The organism is Candidatus Nitrosotenuis cloacae (genome assembly GCF_000955905.1).
GTDB lineage: Archaea > Thermoproteota > Nitrososphaeria > Nitrososphaerales > Nitrosopumilaceae > Nitrosotenuis > Nitrosotenuis cloacae.
Genome location: NZ_CP011097.1, coordinates 1,426,305 through 1,446,408 on the forward strand (window position 1 = coordinate 1,426,305; position 20,104 = coordinate 1,446,408).

31 protein-coding genes are annotated in these 20,104 nt (G+C 40.7%); 14 read left to right on the forward strand and 17 right to left on the reverse strand.

What is annotated here, in order from left to right; all coding sequences use genetic code 11:
* Positions 1–110 precede the first annotated feature (110 nt).
* From SU86_RS08155 to SU86_RS09800, 4 genes are all read right to left on the reverse strand, one after another.
* The gene (locus tag SU86_RS08155; protein ID WP_148550855.1) at positions 111–512 is read right to left on the reverse strand and encodes a DUF6659 family protein; all 402 of its coding nucleotides are present in this window, start codon (positions 510–512) and stop codon (positions 111–113) included.
* Positions 506–742 carry an Lrp/AsnC ligand binding domain-containing protein gene (locus SU86_RS08160; protein ID WP_048188699.1) on the reverse strand — a complete coding sequence of 79 codons (237 nt, stop codon included), beginning with the start codon at positions 740–742 and terminating at the stop codon, positions 506–508. Before SU86_RS08160 ends, SU86_RS08155 begins: the two co-directional genes overlap by 7 nt.
* 11 nt (positions 743–753) lie before the next feature.
* Positions 754–891, reverse strand: a complete 138-nt coding sequence (locus SU86_RS09795) for a hypothetical protein (protein ID WP_158507490.1) — start codon at positions 889–891, stop codon at positions 754–756.
* A gap of 144 nt (positions 892–1,035) precedes the next feature.
* A complete protein-coding gene (locus tag SU86_RS09800; RefSeq protein WP_158507491.1) occupies positions 1,036–1,176 on the reverse strand; it encodes a hypothetical protein in 141 nt (46 codons plus the stop codon).
* Between the two features lie 64 nt (positions 1,177–1,240).
* Between SU86_RS09800 and SU86_RS08165 the strand changes: the two genes are divergently transcribed.
* Complete coding sequence (locus tag SU86_RS08165) at positions 1,241–1,756, forward strand: transcription factor (RefSeq protein WP_048189420.1); 516 nt, start codon at positions 1,241–1,243, stop codon at positions 1,754–1,756.
* Here the strand turns inward: SU86_RS08165 and SU86_RS08170 are convergent.
* The 6 genes from SU86_RS08170 to SU86_RS08195 all read right to left on the reverse strand — a co-directional run bounded on the left by SU86_RS08170 (position 1,747) and on the right by SU86_RS08195 (position 6,053).
* Entirely contained in the window at positions 1,747–2,397 is a 651-nt protein-coding gene (locus tag SU86_RS08170; protein ID WP_048189421.1) for a 2,5-diamino-6-(ribosylamino)-4(3H)-pyrimidinone 5'-phosphate reductase, read from the reverse strand. The two genes, SU86_RS08165 and SU86_RS08170, sit on opposite strands and share 10 nt — an antisense overlap.
* Complete coding sequence (locus SU86_RS08175) at positions 2,384–3,556, reverse strand: amidohydrolase family protein (protein WP_048188700.1); 1,173 nt, start codon at positions 3,554–3,556, stop codon at positions 2,384–2,386. The genes SU86_RS08170 and SU86_RS08175 overlap by 14 nt, the downstream gene beginning before the upstream one ends.
* Positions 3,547–4,302 carry a GTP cyclohydrolase IIa gene (locus SU86_RS08180; protein ID WP_048188701.1) on the reverse strand — a complete coding sequence of 252 codons (756 nt, stop codon included), beginning with the start codon at positions 4,300–4,302 and terminating at the stop codon, positions 3,547–3,549. The genes SU86_RS08175 and SU86_RS08180 overlap by 10 nt, the downstream gene beginning before the upstream one ends.
* Positions 4,299–4,712, reverse strand: a complete 414-nt coding sequence (gene ribH / locus SU86_RS08185; protein WP_048188702.1) for a 6,7-dimethyl-8-ribityllumazine synthase — start codon at positions 4,710–4,712, stop codon at positions 4,299–4,301. The genes SU86_RS08180 and ribH overlap by 4 nt, the downstream gene beginning before the upstream one ends.
* Positions 4,713–5,387 (reverse strand): 3,4-dihydroxy-2-butanone-4-phosphate synthase, encoded by a 675-nt coding sequence (ribB, locus tag SU86_RS08190; protein ID WP_048188703.1) that lies wholly within the window; start codon positions 5,385–5,387, stop codon positions 4,713–4,715.
* A 75-nt stretch (positions 5,388–5,462) separates the two neighbouring features.
* The gene (locus tag SU86_RS08195) at positions 5,463–6,053 is read right to left on the reverse strand and encodes a riboflavin synthase (protein WP_048188704.1); all 591 of its coding nucleotides are present in this window, start codon (positions 6,051–6,053) and stop codon (positions 5,463–5,465) included.
* A 78-nt stretch (positions 6,054–6,131) separates the two neighbouring features.
* Here SU86_RS08195 and SU86_RS08200 point away from each other — a divergent pair, with 78 nt between their 5' ends.
* The 7 genes from SU86_RS08200 (at position 6,132) to SU86_RS10120 (ending at position 10,016) form a co-directional block, all read left to right on the forward strand.
* Entirely contained in the window at positions 6,132–6,734 is a 603-nt protein-coding gene (locus SU86_RS08200; protein ID WP_048188705.1) for a nitroreductase family protein, read from the forward strand.
* 56 nt (positions 6,735–6,790) lie between these two features.
* Positions 6,791–7,054 carry a DUF7521 family protein gene (locus SU86_RS08205; protein ID WP_048188706.1) on the forward strand — a complete coding sequence of 88 codons (264 nt, stop codon included), beginning with the start codon at positions 6,791–6,793 and terminating at the stop codon, positions 7,052–7,054.
* A gap of 2 nt (positions 7,055–7,056) precedes the next feature.
* Positions 7,057–7,395, forward strand: coding sequence for a winged helix-turn-helix domain-containing protein (locus SU86_RS08210; RefSeq protein ID WP_048188707.1), 339 nt, complete (start codon positions 7,057–7,059; stop codon positions 7,393–7,395).
* A 65-nt stretch (positions 7,396–7,460) separates the two neighbouring features.
* Positions 7,461–7,955 (forward strand): hypothetical protein, encoded by a 495-nt coding sequence (locus tag SU86_RS08215; protein WP_052755646.1) that lies wholly within the window; start codon positions 7,461–7,463, stop codon positions 7,953–7,955.
* A 64-nt stretch (positions 7,956–8,019) separates the two neighbouring features.
* A complete protein-coding gene (locus SU86_RS08220) occupies positions 8,020–8,892 on the forward strand; it encodes a proline dehydrogenase family protein (protein ID WP_236687691.1) in 873 nt (290 codons plus the stop codon).
* Positions 8,893–8,941: 49 nt separating this feature from the next.
* On the forward strand, positions 8,942–9,784 hold the full coding sequence (locus tag SU86_RS08225; RefSeq protein WP_048188708.1) for a fibronectin type III domain-containing protein: 843 nt from the start codon (positions 8,942–8,944) through the stop codon (positions 9,782–9,784).
* Between the two features lie 103 nt (positions 9,785–9,887).
* The gene (locus tag SU86_RS10120; RefSeq protein ID WP_256363745.1) at positions 9,888–10,016 is read left to right on the forward strand and encodes a hypothetical protein; all 129 of its coding nucleotides are present in this window, start codon (positions 9,888–9,890) and stop codon (positions 10,014–10,016) included.
* Between the two features lie 8 nt (positions 10,017–10,024).
* Here SU86_RS10120 and SU86_RS08230 read toward each other — a convergent pair whose 3' ends face one another.
* Positions 10,025–10,825: a helix-turn-helix transcriptional regulator gene (locus SU86_RS08230; RefSeq protein ID WP_048188709.1), complete on the reverse strand. Its 801-nt coding sequence runs from the start codon at positions 10,823–10,825 to the stop codon at positions 10,025–10,027.
* 118 nt (positions 10,826–10,943) lie between these two features.
* Between SU86_RS08230 and SU86_RS08235 the strand changes: the two genes are divergently transcribed.
* From SU86_RS08235 to SU86_RS08245, 3 genes are read left to right on the forward strand one after another with little or no spacing between them, the layout of a single operon-like run.
* Entirely contained in the window at positions 10,944–11,777 is an 834-nt protein-coding gene (locus tag SU86_RS08235) for a cobalamin B12-binding domain-containing protein (RefSeq protein WP_048188710.1), read from the forward strand.
* A 1-nt stretch (position 11,778) separates the two neighbouring features.
* The gene (locus tag SU86_RS08240; RefSeq protein WP_048188711.1) at positions 11,779–13,104 is read left to right on the forward strand and encodes a cryptochrome/photolyase family protein; all 1,326 of its coding nucleotides are present in this window, start codon (positions 11,779–11,781) and stop codon (positions 13,102–13,104) included.
* A gap of 30 nt (positions 13,105–13,134) precedes the next feature.
* Positions 13,135–14,070, forward strand: a complete 936-nt coding sequence (locus SU86_RS08245) for a nitroreductase family protein (RefSeq protein WP_048188712.1) — start codon at positions 13,135–13,137, stop codon at positions 14,068–14,070.
* Here the strand turns inward: SU86_RS08245 and SU86_RS08250 are convergent.
* Positions 14,060–14,407: a hypothetical protein gene (locus SU86_RS08250; RefSeq protein ID WP_048188713.1), complete on the reverse strand. Its 348-nt coding sequence runs from the start codon at positions 14,405–14,407 to the stop codon at positions 14,060–14,062. The two genes, SU86_RS08245 and SU86_RS08250, sit on opposite strands and share 11 nt — an antisense overlap.
* Before the next feature lies 1 nt (position 14,408).
* Entirely contained in the window at positions 14,409–14,600 is a 192-nt protein-coding gene (locus tag SU86_RS09655) for a hypothetical protein (protein ID WP_148550857.1), read from the reverse strand.
* 137 nt (positions 14,601–14,737) lie between these two features.
* Here SU86_RS09655 and SU86_RS09425 point away from each other — a divergent pair, with 137 nt between their 5' ends.
* Genes SU86_RS09425 through SU86_RS08265 form a run of 3 tightly spaced genes read left to right on the forward strand, consistent with a single transcriptional unit; the run spans position 14,738 to position 16,541 of the window.
* A complete protein-coding gene (locus SU86_RS09425) occupies positions 14,738–15,496 on the forward strand; it encodes a hypothetical protein (RefSeq protein ID WP_148550859.1) in 759 nt (252 codons plus the stop codon).
* Between the two features lie 20 nt (positions 15,497–15,516).
* Positions 15,517–15,708, forward strand: coding sequence for a hypothetical protein (locus tag SU86_RS08260; RefSeq protein WP_048188714.1), 192 nt, complete (start codon positions 15,517–15,519; stop codon positions 15,706–15,708).
* Positions 15,705–16,541 carry a class I SAM-dependent methyltransferase gene (locus SU86_RS08265; RefSeq protein ID WP_048188715.1) on the forward strand — a complete coding sequence of 279 codons (837 nt, stop codon included), beginning with the start codon at positions 15,705–15,707 and terminating at the stop codon, positions 16,539–16,541. The genes SU86_RS08260 and SU86_RS08265 overlap by 4 nt, the downstream gene beginning before the upstream one ends.
* Here the strand turns inward: SU86_RS08265 and SU86_RS08270 are convergent.
* The 4 genes from SU86_RS08270 to SU86_RS08285 are packed head-to-tail and all read right to left on the reverse strand — an operon-like array spanning position 16,538 to position 20,088.
* Entirely contained in the window at positions 16,538–17,578 is a 1,041-nt protein-coding gene (locus SU86_RS08270) for a hypothetical protein (protein WP_048188716.1), read from the reverse strand. The genes SU86_RS08265 and SU86_RS08270 overlap by 4 nt on opposite strands.
* Positions 17,575–18,147 carry a hypothetical protein gene (locus SU86_RS08275; protein ID WP_048188717.1) on the reverse strand — a complete coding sequence of 191 codons (573 nt, stop codon included), beginning with the start codon at positions 18,145–18,147 and terminating at the stop codon, positions 17,575–17,577. Before SU86_RS08275 ends, SU86_RS08270 begins: the two co-directional genes overlap by 4 nt.
* Before the next feature lie 2 nt (positions 18,148–18,149).
* Entirely contained in the window at positions 18,150–19,007 is an 858-nt protein-coding gene (locus SU86_RS08280) for an HpcH/HpaI aldolase/citrate lyase family protein (protein ID WP_048188718.1), read from the reverse strand.
* 4 nt (positions 19,008–19,011) lie between these two features.
* Positions 19,012–20,088 (reverse strand): zinc-binding dehydrogenase, encoded by a 1,077-nt coding sequence (locus SU86_RS08285; protein ID WP_048188719.1) that lies wholly within the window; start codon positions 20,086–20,088, stop codon positions 19,012–19,014.
* Positions 20,089–20,104: the final 16 nt, after the last annotated feature.

Genomic DNA, 20,104 nt, shown 5'->3' on the forward strand with positions numbered 1-20,104 from the left:
GAGTAATGTTGTGGTTTATGTTATTTTAAGAAGACATGTTGAAAATCAAACATTTGTTTATTGATTTGTGCTTATTTATTGCAATTTTAAGGGATTAGCTGCGATTTTCGCTATCTGTCAGCTAGTCTTGCCTGCTCTGTGCTAAATGTATCAATCACATGGGATGCGAGGCGCTCAATGTCAAGGTCCTTATCAGCAGAGATCAATAGAGTCATCCTTGCTATAGGAAATGGAAAGCTTATCAGAATTATCTTGTCCCGCCTTGCGGCCAAATAGTTGATTGGTCCCAGTTCCTTATCCAGCCCTCGCCTCAGGGAGATCTCTGAGATGAACTCCATGAATTTAGTTAATTTTTGTTTGTCACCCTCCATGGGAATCAGGCCTTGTTTGAATCCGCCTGCAACTAGCTTGCCGAATTCATCCAATATTCCTGCAAATCTTATCTTCTTTTCCAGTACGAGTTTTTTGCATTTCTCATCATATGTAGGATATTTTATTTTGCCCACTAACATGGAGCCATCCCCCATAATGTCAGAGTTGATCTGACTCGTGAAATGGCCCTAATCTTGCTAGTTACAACATTTTTGATCATTGTATCAGATGGCGCCTCTATTCTTGCAACTATATCATATGCCCCAAATACCCCATACGTTTCCTTGATTTTTTTGATTGATTTTAGCTCAGATAAAACATGTTCCTCAGAACCAACATCACAATTTATCAAAACATATGCAGATGACATCATTATTCACCTTATGGAATGTGCTTTTTGCAGTAACACTTTAGTTCGGTGCACTCTTTTAGTGCACTGACATATTCAGTCATTGGCTTTTTTTCTATTCCACAGAAGCACACTTCTGCTTCATCTCCACATTTTACACAATAGCTCATGATGTTAATACACAGTTTACGTATATATCATAAATCATGTAAAAACCATTAATTCATTAATCATTTTAGAAATAACATAAACAAATGTTTAGAATTTTATCACATATTCCAACAAAAGTAGACATCTGTAAGGTAATTTGATGACTAAACAGACAAAATCAAAGAAAACACATGATCAGGCTTTTGTGCCATGGTGTGGTATGGTATGATAGAAGCTGACGCAGTAGCCAATTCATGACGCAACACCGGTTTGCCGGTAGAACATACTGCTTCTGCCCTAAGCAAAGGATGTTGTCCCCCGTCAGCTTTGTTCGCAGATATTAAATATGCAAAAGGAATTTTCAAGTCAATGGTCGAATCTTACGAGGACCCATTTGTTAGAATCTCTGCAATGATTGGCGGAGACGAATACCTCAAAGTAGCCCGCGCATTACTAAAAGCAGAAGACGCAACAGACGAGGAAATTGCCAGTTCGACCGGACTGAGAATAAACATGGTAAGAAAAGTTCTCTATGATTTGTTTGGCAAAGCACTCATCACAGGAATTCGCGTAAAGGATGAGCGAAAGGGCTGGTTTGTGTACAGATGGCGCTCAAGAAAGGACGAAGTTGAGAATTTCATTGAAAACCAAAAGAAAAAGATCTCAGAGCGACTCCAGCAAAGACTAGACTATGAGAACTCGTCGCAATTTTATCACTGTGGAAATGAGGACTGTCCAAGAATTACATTTGAGACGGCACTGGAACAGTTCTTCAAGTGTCCAAGGTGTGGCGGCGTGGTGAACCTAAAGAAAAACGACAAGCTCAAAAAGGCACTAGAATCAAAGGTCACCGAAATAAGAAACGACATGCGTCGTCAGTTATAGTATAGTACGAGTTCGTTGTTTTGGCGTGTAATTTTGCACAGATTTAGCCTCAGGGATTGGCTGATTTTTGAGAACCCATCTCCTTCGACTAGGGTCTTTGCTTTGTTTCCACCAACCAGATATGGTGTTACGGTAACAACTACCTCATCGACCAGGCCCTGACTTACAAAATCCCAGTTTGTGGTTCCGCCACCCTCCAACAATATGGTTTTGATTTTTTTGTGGTGTAGAAACCTCAAGAGTCTTTTTAGCTCAACTTTGTTTTGTCCTGCAATCACAACATCAACCGGGAACTTGGCAAGATTTGCCAGGTTTTTCTTTGATGCTTTCTTTGATACTGCTATGATGGTTGGAATTTGGTGCGAGCTCTGAATTATTTTGGAGCTTGTCGGTATTTGTCCAAGCGAATCCAGAACTATTCTGATTGGATTTTTGCCTTTGACATATCTGACATTGAGCATGGGATTGTCTTGCAGTATAGTGTTTTTGCCTACTAGAATAGCATCCATTTGAGATCGTAATCTGTGCAGTCGGATTTTGTCTTTTTTTGATGATAATGCCGAATCACCAGTTATGGTGGCAATTTTTCCATCAAGTGAGATTGCTGCAGAGAGAATAATGTGCGGCCTAGAGCTTACCATGTATGATTTTGCCTCCAATCATTACTGCAGATATGGCAGACTCGCTTGCCCTGTGCACTAGACTTGCATATGGATTGTGCATTGGCTCCAAATCCAACGAATGCTTGTCAAAGAACACACCATCTGCCAAAAACCCAGGCTGAATTGAGCCTATTTTTTTGCCCAAGAGCATCCCGCCATTTACGGTTGCCATCTTTAGGATCTCCTTTGGATCTATTCTTTTTTGGTGTAATCCCATGTGAACCTTCCAGAGATAGTCCATTTCTCTGAACATATCAGGTGAGTTTATCATCACATTATCGGTGCCTATTGCCACCTTGCAGCCGGCATTTTGCATTGCCTCAAAATTTGGAATCCCTTCTGCCAGTGATGCGTTTGCTCGAGGACAAATCACTATGCCTCGTGTCTTCTTTGCTGCCTTTTTGAGATCCGCCATTCCGGCATATGTCATGTGGATCATAAAGTGCGGTTTCATCTGTAGGGCGCGCTCCGTTTCTGTTCTTTTTGCGATTTTTTTAGAGACCAGAATACTTTGTTTTGTTTCGGAGCTGTGAATTGCGCGAATCTTTTTTGTTTTGGAATAATATTGCAATGCAGAATCGCTGTTTTCATTTGCGCCAGAGATTCCAATACCATCAGAGATCTTAATCACTGCGGCAAGATTTTTTTTGATATCACCAGAGAGTGGTAGATTTTTTTTGATTTGGGCGTGGTCATGGTATGATTCAACCCTACCAAGAATTACTCCTCTGATTGGTGTATGCTCTAGTGCTTTTTGCAACAATACAACACCGTATGATCCCCCCTCTCGAAAATCAACAAATGTCGTTATTCCTTTTCGGATCATGGAATGACACGCATTTTTCATAAATGACATCAAATGTTCAGGATTACTCTGCTTGAGAATTCTCTGTTTTGCACCCAAAACAGGATGAATCTTGTTATCTACTGTTCCAGACAGTGTGGCATCTTTTGCAATAGAATCCCCAATGTGCGTGTGCATGTTGATAAATCCAGGCACAAGAAGGAGTCCCTCACAGTCGATTGCCTTGCCTTTTCTTTGGTTTAGCTTGCCAAACGTCTCAGATACAGGCAGGTTAGCTGATCTAACATATGTAAGGTCTTTGCCATAAAGGATGCTGAGATTTTTTAAAAGCATGACAGCTCATAGATTTCCGGCTTTACTTGTTTGGCATCACGTATCTCTCGTATGGTATCAAGTGATTTTGTTGCAAGCTTTACTGCCTCCCTTGCTGTGCGTCCAGTGCCTATTCCGCAATTAAACGAAACATCAAATTCCTTTTTTGCGATTTCCAGAAATTCCCGTGCATTTTTCTTTGCATCGCCAGATGTTACCACCATGAAGTTGTCCCCGCCCATAAAGAAGCTCAGTGATTTTTTTGCTAAGAAAAATTCAGACATTTTTGCATAAATCCCAAAAATGACAGATGATATTTCGTATGGTGACTTTATTTTTCTCTGTGATGTGATGTTTTCCACATCAAAGTGCATTATCGTTACCTTTTGATCTGCATGTCCGTTTACAAATCCAAAGATGTGGTGATGGTCATCTAGTATTATGGGGGTTTTTTTGCCCTCGTATGCCTTGAGATTGGCATCAAATGGATTGTCTGCATAACCAATCGACATGGAAAGCTTTAGTGATGATACTTGAGATAGTTTTTTTTGTATCTCAATGTGATCTGCTAGAGTCAAGCCATTTGTTATGACAAAAAACTCATCAAATCTATTTGAGAACACTAGACAATTCTTCTCAGAGAATAGTTTTTGGATCTGGCCATACAGATGTGCCTGAAGCATTTGCAATTCATGCTCCCTATCGGAGCCCAGAGTCAGGGTCCACGGACCATACTCTGTTATCTTTATGATGGTAAGCTGGATCATTGTATTTTCTTTAGCTCCTCAGAGATTTTGAATACCGCCTCTACCGCACGCTCGGCAACAGGCCTAATTCTGGCATAGGCGTGACGCTCCTGCATTCCAGGACCCGAGATTCCAAGCGAGACTGGCTTTTTGTGCTTGAGCGAGAGTTCTGTGAGGGATTTTGCAGTGGAATGTGCAATGACCTCATCGTGTTTAGTTTGGCCCTTTATGATTGTGCCAAGCGTAACTACGGCATCAACGTCTTTTTTTGATAAAAGGGAATCCACCAAAATTGGCATGTCATATGCGCCTGGAACCATGCAGGAATACTTGACTGTAATTTTGAGTGATTGTGCCTTTTCTTTGGCAATAGCTAGCATCTTAGATGTTATCTCTGAGTTGAATTCCGCAGTAACAATTGCAATGTTCATCTAATGCACCTTTGAGAATTCTAGTAGTTCTTTTCCATCAATAAATGGAATGGCATTTTCCTTTGCAAATTTTTGAGCCTTTTCCATTGATAGAGCTGAATATGTCTGGGCATCCATCATCTCGCATATCGCAGTGACTGGTGAAAGCTTGGCAAGCTCTGCCAAATATACTGACATTTCTGTATGCCCTTGTCTTTTTGCCAACAGTCCATTTGATGCTAATAATAACGGTACATGGCCTGGTGTGGCAAAAGACGAGATAAACTCTTTTTTTGCATTACTAGAACGATATAGATTTGCCATCTCTTTAATGGTCAGTGCTCGGTCTTTATCAGTTATTCCAGTATAGGTTTGCTTGTGGTTAATTGAAATGGAAAATGTTGGATGATCACCATATGGAGCAGTGCCCATTATCATTTGCTTTGAATCAGAATCCATATCAGAAGATCTTGATAAGATATGGTGCATGTATTGCAGGTTTAGCGATTTTGCAAAAGAATCCCCTATTGCAAGGCAGATAAGGCCTCCAGCGTTTTGCCGCATTCTAGATATGTGCTCTGGTGTTACAAATTGTGCGGCAACTACCATGTCCACTTCGTTTTCTCTTTTTCCAGAATCATAAAGCAGGACAAATTCGCCTCGTTTTAGTGACGCAATTGCATCATCTAGTGCCATTATATTCAAAATGGTTTTTGGTGGAATAATAAAGTTTACTAGTAAATTAGTAATTACCACTATTTTGGTAGAAAATCATTCCTGCTTTAGGAGATATTTTCCCAAAATGTCGGTTTCAATATTAACTTTGTCGCCTATTTTTTTGGTGGAAAAATTTGTCACACCTATGGTATGAGGAATCAGACACACCGATGCAAGATTTTTTTTAACATCAACCACAGTTAGGCTAATTCCATCTATTGCAATTGAGCCTTTTTGCACTACGAATTTTGCCAGAGACTTTGGAATCTCAAACCAAATTTGGACTTCTTTTGGTTTTTTCTCTATTTTTTTTATTACACCAACTCCATCTATGTGGCCTAAAACAAAATGGCCTTCAAGTCTTTCCCCTACCTTGAGGCTTCGCTCTATGTTGACAATGCCGCCAACCTTTAGATTTCCAAGATCTGTCTTTTTTGTGGTTTCTTCTATCATCTCAAAGTCACATTTTGATTTGTTAATTCCAGTAACAGTAAGACAAACACCGTTTAGCGCAACGCTTTGGCCAAGCTTTAGCCCTTTGGAGTTTTTGCCAAGGTCCACTGTCATCTTTATGGCACTACGATTTTTTGTGTTTTGTTTTATGTTTATGATTTTGCCGATTCCTTCAACTATTCCAGTAAACAACAATTCTGCTCATCATATTATGGTATAAAATGATTCAGACGTAACAAGCCTTAAAAATAAAACAAATTCAGATTTTTTATGGATGTCTTTGAGGCAATAGAAAAACGACGCTCAGTCAAGAATTTTGATCCAAATCATACCATACCAAGACAGCAAATCGACAAGATTCTTTCTGCCGCAATATTATCCCCAACATCATACAATATCCAAAACTGGCGATTCATTACCATAACTAACAAGGACTTGCAGTCAAAGATACGCCAGGCTTCGTGGAATCAGGCTCAAGTAACAGATGCATCAGTGGTGGTGATTTTGTGCGCAGACTTGGTTGCGTGGAAAAAGAATCCTGCCAGGTACTGGAAGAATGCGCCACAGGAAGTGCGTGACTATTTGGTTCCTGCAATCATAAAATCATACGAAGGTCAAGACCAATTCCAGCGAGACGAGGCAATCAGGTCCTGTGGGATGGCGGCCCAAACCATAATGCTTGCAGCAAAGGCAATGGACTATGATTCATGTCCAATGATAGGATTTGATCCAAAGCAGGTTGCAAAACTCATCAATCTACCAGATGATCATATGATAGCCATGATGATAACAATAGGTAAGGCACTAAAGCCTGCGGCGCCAAGGGGCGGACAGCTTCCACTGGATGAAGTTGTAGTGATTGATCATTTTTAGATTCAAGAATAACAAAGTTACTTGGGGTTTAATTACTCAAAATTCAATTCTTCGATATGGACGTAATAGACATCACAATTACAATAATTCATCTAATAGTAGGATTCATCCTAGTGTTTTATGCTGCCAAGGCATACAGAAAAACCAAATATCCTCCAATGCTGCTTTTAGTGGCTGGATTTTCAGTTCTTGTTTTAGGCGAAACAGTGATTGAAGATTTTTTTAATTTTCTGAACAATAACTTGTTACAAGAGATAATTGCAGAATCATTTGAAATTGTTGGCTTTGTGATATTGATTTTGGCAGTCAAGAAAAGCTGAAAATGGAAACTGACGGTGGCATCACATCTGCACTGGCAGACAAGTACACACGAGATATTCTAACCATACTAGCAAAAGAAGAATTATCAGCACAACAAATCTCCACAAGACTAGACATTCCAACATCTACAACATATAGAAAAATCAAAACGCTTGAGGACCTCAAACTTGTCAAGAAAACAAAGGTAATACGCACAACAGAAGGCCTAGGTGAAAGCTACTACAGAAGCTTGGTTTTAGAGATCAATGTGAAATACAGGGACGGAAATCTTACCTACACTGTAGAGAGAATCAAAATGGATGACAGAATAGTCAGATTGTGGGAAAAATTCAAGGAATAATCACTGCCATTCTCATAGATGAGAACGGTCGGCACTAAATTAAATATCAAATTACATACTCATTCATGGAAAAAAAATCGACGCATATTGCAGCATTTGTGCTTGCGGCAATTGTGATCTCAACTGGTGCGTTATACCTAATGGTAGCATCAGATGAATACAATGACTACAAGCAGGAAGCTGGCGCAGCTACCAATGAGCAAGGCTCAGAATCATCCGAGCAGGAATCCGAAGAGGAGGTAGAGTCAGGAACATTCGGACCACAACATGAAGCAGTCTTCTTTGGAATAATTGGTACGATGTATGTGCCAATTGGTTTGTGGATATTAAAGAAAAAAGACCAAACCAAAACACCATACATAATTTCGCTAATTGGTTCTGCTGGATTGATTGTCTTCTATGTAGCAACAAGAACAGTTGATCTTCCACTTGTAGGCCTACAAACAGATATCGGCATACAAGATACGCTGGCAAAAGTGTTGCAGGGCACGATAGTTGCAATATCTGGATTTATGCTATTTTCAATAGCAAAACACAGAAAAGTCTCAAAACTAGCCTAGGTTTTTTATTAGGCATTTCAATTTTTTATTAAAATTTTTACCAAGCAAAGCCCTGATCATAACCATGGTATCTACTCAGATAATGGAAAAGATTCTCTTTGGGGTTGCAAAGCAGTGGATTGCAGGAAACACCATTGATGAGGCACTTGTTACGGCACAAAATTCCTACAAAAACGGAATGAGTGTAATCATAAACAAGCTTGGCGAATACCACACCTCAAAGAACCAAATAGAAAACACCATTTCAGAATACCACACCATAATGGCATCATTTAGGAAATGGAAGGTAAATGGCGCCATATCTGTCAAGCCGACTCAGATTGGTTTGATGAAAAGCAAAAAGAAATGCCTGAATAATTTTGAGATTTTGATTAGGGCTGCAACAAAATCGCAGACATTTGTGTGGCTGGACATGGAATCCTCGGACCACACAGACGAGACAATCCAAATTTACGAGAACCTGCTGGCAAGATACGAAAGGCTAGGCATTGCAATACAGGCAAACCTGATGCGAAGCGAGGGCGATTTGGCGGATTTATTATCAATGGGCGGCAAAATACGCCTAGTAAAAGGAGCATATCGCGAAAACTCCAACATATCATTCAAGTCAAAACAAAAGGTAGACCAAAACTATCTCAGACTGATGAAAATATTATTTGAGAATGCAAATGAATTTGGAATTGCCACACATGATGGCATAATGATAGATAGAGCAACAGAATTAGCAAAAAAGAATGAAAAGAAATTCGAGTTCCAGATGCTTCGCGGGATTCGAGATGAGCTAAAGCCAATTCTAATCAAAAAAGGATTTTCCCTATCAGAGTATATCCCATATGGAACCAACTGGCTTCCATATTCCATTAGGAGACTAAAGGAGCGAAAAAGAAACATCTTGCTTTTGGGAAGCTCATTTATTTCGCACCAAAAAATGCGTTAGTAGAAATCCTACTTGAACGTTATATAGAAAAAATCCGTTGTTGTGTGTAATGAAAACAACGGGAATCGTCTTGATTCTACTTGTTGCGACACTGGCACTACCTTTGGGGAATTCATTTGCAGTGCCAATATCAAATCCACCAACAAATCTTTCAGCCCAAGCAGTATCCAGTACACAAATCAACCTCTCATGGAGCGCACCAATCAATTCAACACAAAATGGTGTAAATGGCTACAAGATAGAGCGTGATGTGGGATGTTTAGGCACATTTACGGTTCTGGTTGCAAATCACACCAATACTAGCTATTCCAATACGAATCTGAGTGCATCAAAATGCTATGCATACAAGGTTTCTGCGCTAAATTCGGCTGGAATCAGCACATCATCAAATGTTGCACAGGCAGCCACCCAGTCAGCACCATCCACAAATCAGACCAAGCCAACTGACAATTTGGGGCAAAAGGTATCAGAGTTTGTACAAAAACGCAACGAGCTGCTCAAAAAACAACGCGAGGAAACAATAAAGATTATTCGCGAATGCCACGACAAGGCGCTAAATTCCACAGGAATTGCACGAAAGCAGATCATGGAAGACTGCAGAGAGAAAATGCATGAGCTCAAAGACAAGTACCAAGATTCAAGAAAACAATTCAAAGAAGAATTCAAGACCTTCAAAAAAGACGCAAAAACCATCCTAAAGGAAGCCAAAAAGTCAGGCCTCATCGACAAAAGAGACATCAAGGAAATAAAACACGAGTTTCGAGACTTTGAGAACAACACAAAACACGAATCAAAGGAACTAAAGCACGACATCAAGGAGCTACGCAAAGATCTCAAAAAGGAGCTCAAAAAAGACAAGAAAAAAGACAAACACGATGACGATGATGACTGATTCCTTTTTCATTTTATTTTTAGGCACAAAATCAACAAACTAGCTTATCATTTAACGAATCAGCTGAGCAGGCCCTATCAATCAGATATCATATCACATAATCATGCAAACATCACATTGGACTCGCGAAGTTCGAGCCCCATTCAAAAGAGTCATGGCTTGGGACATGCTTTTCTTTGTCCTAGGCATTGGCGTTGGCGCCGGAATCGGTGCATTCCTAGCCACAAGCTAGGAATTTTTTTATTCTTTCAGCTTGCTTTCCTGAAATATTTCGGACTCGTACCAGTTGTACCTAAAATAATCCAGGCACCACTCATGAAACATTGCGTCTGTGCTGTAAAACATCTCAGTAAGGTCTGCCTCACCCTCTGCATTCGAAAATGAGACGCTTGCCTCTTTTTCGTTTAGCACTATGAGGGTCTGAACTGTTTTTTGCATCTTTCTTTCTACCAGTCCTTTTTCTATCAGCTCATCATAGTTGAGCTTGGCCAAAAGCTTTTTTCTACCCTTTGGCACCACAGCAGATTCCGATAAGATATAGTTGAACTTGATCCCTTTTTCGATTCGCTTTACCTTTGGCTCTATTATATCGAGCGGGATTTCGGTTAGGATTTCATAGATGTACTGATTTGCGTTTTTGTAAATTGATTTCCATTGCTCCAAAACCTTTGATACTCCTTTTGTGTGTACAGAGTTTGCCAGCTGCCCAATTCTCATTATGAATTTTGGCGGTATATCACCAAAGGTGTGATCCTCAAAATATTTTCTATTCCTGGACAGAAATATGATAGACGGGGTCTGGGAGCAGATTGTCTTGCCGTATGTGGTCAGGGTATAGTAGCCATCCATGTTTTTTGTGATAAATCCGCCATCCTCTAGTCTTGCAAAATTGCGATGCACTTCTTGGACGGTAGCACCGATTTCTTTTGCCATGTTGGTTACCTTGCATTTTTTTTCCAATAATCGAAATATTATTTGCAGCCGCTGTTGGCTGGACATCTCCAGAAAATTGTTTGCCGCCTCTTCGTACAGGTCCACCATATGGTGTGATTTAGTCACAAGTTGGTAAAAAATGCTGAGTTCTATACATAACAAGAAAATTAGCACTAGGTGAATTTTTTGGCATTATTTATTAGATTGAATTTAGGATTTTGTCTTGTTGGTCTATTTACGAACGAAGACAGTCAAGGGTGAAAAATACCTGTATCTAGTAAGATCAGTCTGGGATTCAAAAAAGAACACATCGCGCCAAGAGACAATAAAGTATTTGGGAAAATCATCAGAGGTAACCAGAGAAGATATACCAATACAATACAGAAACGACCCAAAGGTTGTCTCGTTTTTGGCCTCAGATGAGGCAATGGACCTGGACAGGCGAGATGAGATGCTAGGCAAGCTGCGGGACCAACTATTCAAGTTGTTCATGAAGGGGGATTTGGATGGATCGCTGGAATTATACCAGAACTATCGCACAGTATCTGGTACTACAAGTTTTTTTGAAAAGATTCTCACGCCAGTCATGTATGAGATCGGCGAGCTCTGGGTGAAAAACAAGATCAGCATCGCAGACGAACATGTTTGCAGTAATGTAGCAAACAGCATGGTTAGAATAATTTTTGATAGAAATGAAAAGATTCCAACAAAAAAGAAGATCCTAATCTGCACACCGGACGGTGAGCATCACAACTTGGCCGCAAGCATTTTGGAATCACATCTATCGTGCAGTGGATTCAAGGTCTTTAATTTGTCCCCGTCAGAGCCACATGAATCCATAGTTCGGTTTATTGACTCGGCCAAGCCAGATGCCGTGTTGGTTTCGATCACACTAACAGACAATATCAAGCCAGGCCAGAGGCTGGTCAAAAAGATAAGGGAGCGATCCTCCATCCCAGTCTTTGTTGGAGGCCAAGCCCTAAAGGATCAAGACGCCAAGTTTGATGCCCAGATAATCCGCGAATCCAGCCTCAAAAACATCCCAAGACTAATCAACTAAGATGAAATTTGGGGTATCGGTCTTTGTATTTACGCGAGACCTACGAATTGAGGATAATGTGGGATTGGTTTCTGCATGTGCAAGCTCAGATGTTGTGATTCCATGTTTTGTTCTGAATCCAAAAATACAGGACTCTTACAGATTTAGATTTTTGCTTGACTGCATTGAAGATCTAAAAAACGAATTTACAAAGAGAAAGGCCGCCCTCCATGTTTTGTATGGGAATTACACTCAGGCATTGCAACAAATATCCAAGATGCAAAAAATCGATGCAGTTTTTGCAAATCAGGACTATACACCATTTGCCAAAAAAAGACAAGACCAGATCACGTATTTTTGCACCACAAACAACATACCATTCCACCAATATGTGGATCACCTAATGTATGATCCAAACATGATAAAAACACAAGAAGGAAAACCATACAGCGTGTTTTCTCAGTTTTTTAGAACCGCAATTCAAATTCCAGTCGCAAAACCGCAACAAAACGAATTTACAAATTTTCATGCAAGGCTAATTGATGATTATTTCGCATCATCAGATCACACCATTCCAATCAAGGGCGGCAGAAAAAGCGCATTACAAATTCTAAAAAGCATTAAAAACTTTGCAGACTATGAAGCAAAAAGAAACTATCCCATGTATCAAACCACGATGCTTTCTGCACACAGCAGGTTTGGCACAGTATCAGTCAGGGAACTATACCACACCATATCGGAAAATCTCGGCATGCACCACACCCTGGTAAATGAGATTCATTGGAAAGAGTTTTTCAGTCATGTTTTGTATCATTTCCCTCATGTGACCAAAGGAGCATTCAGAAAGAACCTCTCTGTCACACCATGTAAACACAACAAAGCCCACATTGATGCCTGGAAGAACGGCAGAACCGGCTTTCCAATAGTTGATGCTGGTATGAGGGAGCTAAACAACACGGGCTTTATGCATAATAGAATACGCATGATTGTTGCCTCTTTTTTGAGCAAAGACCTGCACGCAGACTGGAAGATAGGCGAGCGGTATTTTGCTGAAAAGCTAATCGACTATGATCTGGCAGTAAACAACGGCAATTGGCAGTGGGCTGCGTCTACTGGGTGTGATGCACAGCCGTGGTTTAGGGTTTTCAATCCATGGCTGCAACAAAAAAAGTTCGACTCGGAATGCAGATACATCAAAAAATGGATTCCCGAGCTGGAAAAACTGTCCGCAGAGAAAATACACAGACTAGAATCAGAATCATTTGATGTTGACTATCCAAGGCCTATAGTTGATCATGCAGAGGAATCAAAGATTGCAAAGCAAATGTTCCGGCAAGAGACACGATAAGAATTTGTATTACAAATAACAAAAACAATCATGGGTAAATTTTCCAAAGTAGAGCCATCCTACATTTCAAAGGATGGGTGTAGACTAGTCTGGGAGGGAATAGACGAGGATGATTCTGATGTTGTGGTACTAAACAAGGAGGAGCTGGATTCACTCACTGAGATACTATCAAAAAACTCTACAGGCAAAGTTGAGCTTGAGGACGAATTCAGTACAATTCTGATAAACACTGACATTATCCAGTTTCGACTAAAGGACTCTAAAATGCTAGAAGTAAAGACCAGTACCATGACAAAGGCCATATTAGAATACAAAAAGGTCCCACACGTACCAAAGCCAATCAAGATTTACCCAAAAGAGTTTCTCCCATCAATCCAAATAGAAAAGGATGATTCCGAGAAAAAGCAGCTGGATGCAGTCCTAAAATCAAAAGCAAAAAAAAATATCTCGGAAACCGACCTGTTTAGAGTATTATCCACTAGGCGCTCTACTAGAAACTTTGATTCCTCAAAAATAATAGAGCAATGGCAGGTAGACAAGATACTAGCAGCTGCCGATACCGCACCCACTGCTGGCAACTTTCAAGGCTTTGAGGTCTTTTATGTCAAAAACAAGGAGGTAAAAAGAAGACTAGTCGAGGCTGCAAACAACCAGCCATATGTGAATGCACCAGTTGTTTTGGTGTTTTGCATGGACCCAGCACGAGTAAAGATGAACTTTAGGCCAGAGATCTTGGCCAAATTCTCACTCCAGGACGCAACGCTGGCGGCTGCATATTCCCAGCTTGCAGCATCCGCATTGGGATTGAGCTCAATTTGGATTGGCATGATCAATGAGGAAAAGGTTCAGCAGATTCTTCAAACAGAGCTGAGGCCATCATCGATTCTTTGCATTGGATATCCGCAAAAGAGTCGCCCCCCAAAGTCCAGACGAAAGCTAAAGGATTTGGTTCGAGTCATAGAATAAACTCGCCAATATTTGTCTTTGATATAATCATGCCAGGAAATGTCTTTTGTATGATTCTTGCCATATAACTCAGTGATATCTTTACACCATCTGTTTTTTCCGGATCGGTTCCAGGATATAGCCGGACGGTTGTCTTTTGCTCTTTTGCAAATATCTCAATTAAAAATTGCTGGTTTTTCTCATCGATTACTATGGTAGAGACTAGTGTGGATTTTTTGCTCTGAGATAAAAACAAATCATTGAGCTTGATTATGCATGGCTGTTTTGTCACAAACGGAACAAAGCTAGAATACAAAACACTCAGATCTATTGTCCCATCAAATACAATGTGAGGCATCTTAATTCACGGATGGAGTTCTGTGCCTTGCCTTTGATCGCAGTCTTGAGCCACAACACGGACAGTTGACTGTTTCAACCTGCAGATACAAAGAACAGTTAGTACATCTTTTCTGTCCCAGATCATATCGAAATCGATTTGCAGTTCGCTCTGCCTTGTAATCGGTGCAGATCCCCTTGCACATTGTGGACATGGTGTAATTCGGGTTTGATTTTATTTAAGCGCGTGATAATTTTGTGCCCTAGTGCCAACCAAGCACAATGAGGAAAAATTAGCACTAGATCATAATTTTATCACTAGTTTATATAACAAATTTGCAAAATCACATCAATGAAACATCAACGCACCATTAAACTTGCAGTTTTGATCGTAGCAACTTGTTTGGTCTTTAGCGTTAGCATGTCTGCATATGCAGATGATACAAAAAAAATAAAGGACTCTAAAAAAGATTCCAAAAAAGACGCAAAAAAGGATACAAAAAAAGACACTAAGAAAGAAAAGAAAAAAACTGTAAAAAAGACAATCAAAAAAGAAGCAAAACCAACAGAAACAAAGCCAGTCACAGCAGAACCGGTAGTTGTTCCAACAGTTGATCCAATGCAGGAGAAGCTAAATGCCTGCAAAGCAAAGGAGACACAACGAGAGCAATACGAATGTGAAAAAGCCCTAAAGGCAAGCCAAGGATCAGACGAGTTCAAATCAAAGGCAACTGCGACCACAATCGGCCCAGTCACATTCTATTATGCAGGCGCAACCGTTGAGAAAAGTGGCGGACAAGACATTGTAAACTTGAGATTCCTAGTTGAGAACACTGGCTCTAAAGAAAATGTCTCACTATACTGCACAGGTCCTGCGGTTTGTAACTATGATATTTCTGATGGCACTATCACATACAAGTACGCCTCGCAAGACTTTACCAACGGACAAATCGTGCTAAAGCCTGGAGCATCCAGGACCTTTAACATGCTGTTTGGTCCGGCAATTGGCTATGGCAGCTATGTAGAGTTTGAGTTTGATCCATCAAAGCAGTACACGTTTAATGTAAAAGAGCCGTGGGGTTCTGGAAGCATTCCATTGAACCTAAAATAACCCCTTTTTCTTCTTAAATTATGATATTTTCCGCACTCAGAACCGGCCTAGTGTTATTTGCATTTAGCGGCTTGATCTTTGGATTTATGATTACATATGAAGAAGTAGATGCTGCCAAGGCATCAAAGGTAAAGACTTGGAAATATGGTGCAAAGACAAAGGGAATTGTATGTGGCGACAAGCTCTGCTCTGAGAAATACAAATCACGATGAACCAAAAGATCAGAGTAAATCCACTTGATGTCATATTGTGGAATGGCAGGCATTCCGGAAAAGATGTAGTAAACATCTACACCAAGTTCTCCCCAATGATGCAGATTGGAGCAGACACCAAGATGCTAAATTTCGGCTTGTGGAAAAATTCCACTACGCTACCTGATGCGCAAAAAGAAATGTCAGAATATGTCGCAGACTTTGGCGAGTTTTCTTTGGCAAGTAAGGTCTTGGATGTTGGTAGTGGATTTTGCATTCCAGCTACAATCTGGAAGGAGAGGTTTCCTCATCTGGAGGTATTTTGCCTTGATGTGAATTTTTCAGAGCTGAATAATGGCAGCAATCATGTGATATCGCAGATAAACTCGTCCTCAAATAATATTCCGTTTGCAGAAAAGTCATTTGATAGAATAATTGCGCTGGAATCTGCCCAGCACTTTGTTCCACTGGAGAGATTTTTCAGCGAGGCAAGACGAGTTTTATCAGATGATGGCAAGCTAATCCTGGCAATTCCGGTAACTAGGGACTCATCAGCACTAAAGCTTGGCATACTGAGTATTACGTGGCTCTCAAAGAAATACACAAAAGATCATGTGTTTAATGTCATAAAGCAGGCTGGATTTAGCCTCAAAAAGGAGGAATCCATTGGGGATTTGGTGTATGAGCCGTTTGCCAACTATTACATACAAAACAGAAAATCCCTCAAAGAAAGACTGGTCAGCACCTATTCTGGAAATGTAGAGAATCTGACCTTCAAGTCCATGAAAAAAATGAAGGAACTATCAGAGAAGAAAATAATCGATTACCTTTTACTTAGTTTGCAAAAAGACTAGCTGGTAATTTTTTGCGCAAATCTGACACCCAGTGCTCCCACCACGCCGCCAGATATTATCAAAAATGGTGCAACCAACGGTACGAGCTCAAAATAGATCTGAGATGTAAGACTTGGCCACATTAGCTTGTCTAGTGTAATCTCGTTGTACGTGTATGTTATCAGTGGATAATACAGAAAATAGAAAATGCTGCCAAAGATTGCACCAGCTAGCATGACATGTTTTGTGGTTTTTGATCTTGACAATACATAGTCACCCAGTATGATGGGAATGATGTTTGCAAGGTAAAATGGTATGGTGTGGATTAGGGTGTGGTTTGGAATTACAGCACTTAGTGTCATTATTCCCAAATATGATGCGCCAACCAAAGACGCAACACCGAATCTTTTCTTTGAGAGAATTGCCGAGCTTGCCAAAATAACTGTGACCAAAAACGGATATGCCACAGCTGCAAAGCCTGCTGCAAATATCGGATTTGGGTTGAAATCAAAATAGTCTGTCTTTGAGAACGGCAACGAAAACGAATAGAACAATCCGGTTACTGAAAACCATACTGGAATCATAGAAACCACGATGATGAAGCGACTTGGCTTCTCCGATCCCTTCAAAAAGACCTTGGCGTTGGCCAAAGCCCCAATGCTGGTTAGGCCCATGCCTGCAATCAGCACCAAATGAGGTGGGCTGAGCAATCCATCCAGCCCAAATGTGGAATGCCACACAAAGTCAATTGGCCCTGCCGCAAGCAGTGACGCAATACCTATTGTGGTAATTTTGATTCCCCTGCTGAATTGTGATGGTTTTTGTGACTTTTGCCAGCTAACAAAAAGCAGAGTAAATCCCAACAAGGCAATGCCAACACCAGAATACAGCATTGCATGAGGCGGTGCAAAAAACGTCTCTGGCTTGTTTAGTATGTGGTTTGTAATGTCCCAGCTTCCACCGCTCGTTACCAGAATGATTCCAATACTTGTCACAATGTTTGCTATTTTGAATAATCGGGAATAGTCCAATGATGTACTAGTAAATTCTGGCTTCATGGTATCACCATAACGGTATGTTCCAAGACGAATTCGTTTTGATGGTCTGTTGTACCATCAATTGGAAAGTGTGATAGTTCATTGATGTGCGGCATTGCAACAGTCTTGGTGTATATGGTAAAGGCCCCTGTTGTGGTTGGCGTGATTTGTAAGGTCATGGAATGAGTCAGGCCTGGTTTTGCTGGCCTGTTGTATGCCTCAATGAATGGATATTTGGATGGTATCATGGTTTGCCCACCTGTATAGTCAGTTCCTATTTCTTGCTCTGGCAGGAATAATTTTGGCGATTGCAAAAAGTCATATGATTTTATTTGTATGTTGTCCAGGTTTTGGTTTTGCGGAAACTCTACTGTTATTGTTTGCAAGTCTGCCTCCTCGCCATTGTTTGTAGCAGTTATGGAAAGATCAAAGAATTCGCCAAGGCGTATCTGTGATGCAGATAATGTTACATCGATTGATGGTTGTGGGGCTGCAACCGGAACGCCCTGATAGGTTTGCGGAAATACGGCAAAATTGAGCGCAAAATAGGCACCCATTACGCATGCAACAACCAAGTATAGTTTTTTCAATTTTATTTCTTTTCCAGATCTAAGAGTGCCTTTGCCTGCTTGTAGTGGACCTCGTCTATCATTTTGCCATCAACTACAGTAGCTCCCTTTCCTTTCTTTGTAGATTCCTCGTATATGGAACAGACCTTTCTTGCCCATTCCAGCTCAGACTTGTTTGGTGCAAACAATTCATGACAAATAATGATTTGATCAGGATGAATTATTGATTTGCCGGAATAGCCAAGGTTTTTTCCAATAATACAGTCTTGCTTTAGGCCTTCCAAGTCCTTGAGGTCCTGCCAAATTGCATCAATTACCAAAACGCCTGCTGCTCTTGCATCCAGCGGGATTTTTGCGCGTGAATATTTTGCACCCTCTGATTGTTTTGTGTATTCTATTCCCATGTCGTTTAGCAGATCAAATACGCCAAACACGACTGCCGGAATTCTCTTGCTGCTTTTTGCTATATGATATGTGTTGACCACGCCTTCAGCAGATTCTATTGATGGTATTACAAAAAGAGGCTTTAGCTTTCTTTTCTTCTCAAGGGATTGGATGAGTTTGATGATTTTTCCTAGCTCCTTCGCATTATTGACTTTGGGTATTACAATTCCATCCAGTCCTTTTTGGATTATCTCGGAGAGATCATCTGGGATTTTGCCAGAGATTGGCGAATTTGTCCTAACATAGATGCTGGAAGAATACGAATCACGTGATTTTAGTGCGTCCCGGATTAGCTTGCGCGCATTTTTCTTCTCAGAGTCAGGCACGGAATCTTCCAAATCAAAGCAGACAATATCAGATTGTGAGGTCTTTGCTTTTTCTAAAAAGCGAGGATTGTTTCCAGGTACAAATAAGAGGCTACGATAAAGCCTTGCCAAGAATTTAGACGCCTTCAGGCTTCATCAGGATTTTGCCAAAGAACTTGCCTTGAACCATCTTTGTGTGGGCCTCTGCTGCTTGCTCAAATGGATAAATCGAGTCAATGACTGATTTAATTTTGCCTCTGCCCATCCAGTAGAAACCATCTTCTAGTTCTGCTCTTGTTCCCTGTGTGGAACCTAGGATGTTTGTTCCCTTGAAGAAGATTTGTCGAAGGTCTGTCTTTGCATCATAACCAGTTGTTGCGCCACAGGATACCAGTGTTGCACCATACTTTAGTAGTGTAAGCTGTGGGTTCCAGTGAGTCTGACCAATGTGATCAAATGACACATCAATTCCTGGTGCTCCGCCTGTTGTTTTTGCAATTTCTTTTGAAATCTTGAATACTTCTTTGGTCCAGTCTTCTTTTCTGTGATCCACTGCATAGTCTGCACCTAGCTTCATACATTTTTCGAGTTTGTCGCCAGACGCAGTAGCTATAACTGTGCATCCGTATAGTTTTGCTATCTGAATTCCAAATGAACCAACACCAGAGCCGCCACCCATGATTAGGACCAGTTGGCCTGGTTTGATTTTTGCTCTTCCAACCAGCATGTGCCATGATGTTTGGAGAGTCATTGATGCAGCAGCTGCATCATCAAATGATACGGTGTCTGGAATTTTTATGACGTTTACTTCTGGTAAATGAACATATTCACAGTATGCACCCCAGAGTGGACCTGTTTGGAAGCCCCAAACTTGACGCTTTGTACAGTCAAATTCGCGACCATCAGTGCAAGCCTTGCAAACTCGGCATGCCAGATTAGAGTGTGTAGCTACTCTGTCACCTACTTTGAGAGTTGTGACTTCTTCGCCTACTGCAGTGACTACGCCTGCGGCATCAGAGCCCGAAATGTGTGGTAATGGAATTGCGATTGGGACACCTCTCATTCCCCAGATATCGTTATAGTTTAGAGCAGTTGAATGTACCTTGAAAACAACTTCGTTTGGTTTTGGTTTTGGATCTGGTACTTCTTTTACTTTGAGTATTTTTGCATAATTATCGTCTGGTGCATATTCTTCATAGACTACGCCCTTCATGAATTTGGGTCTTGCA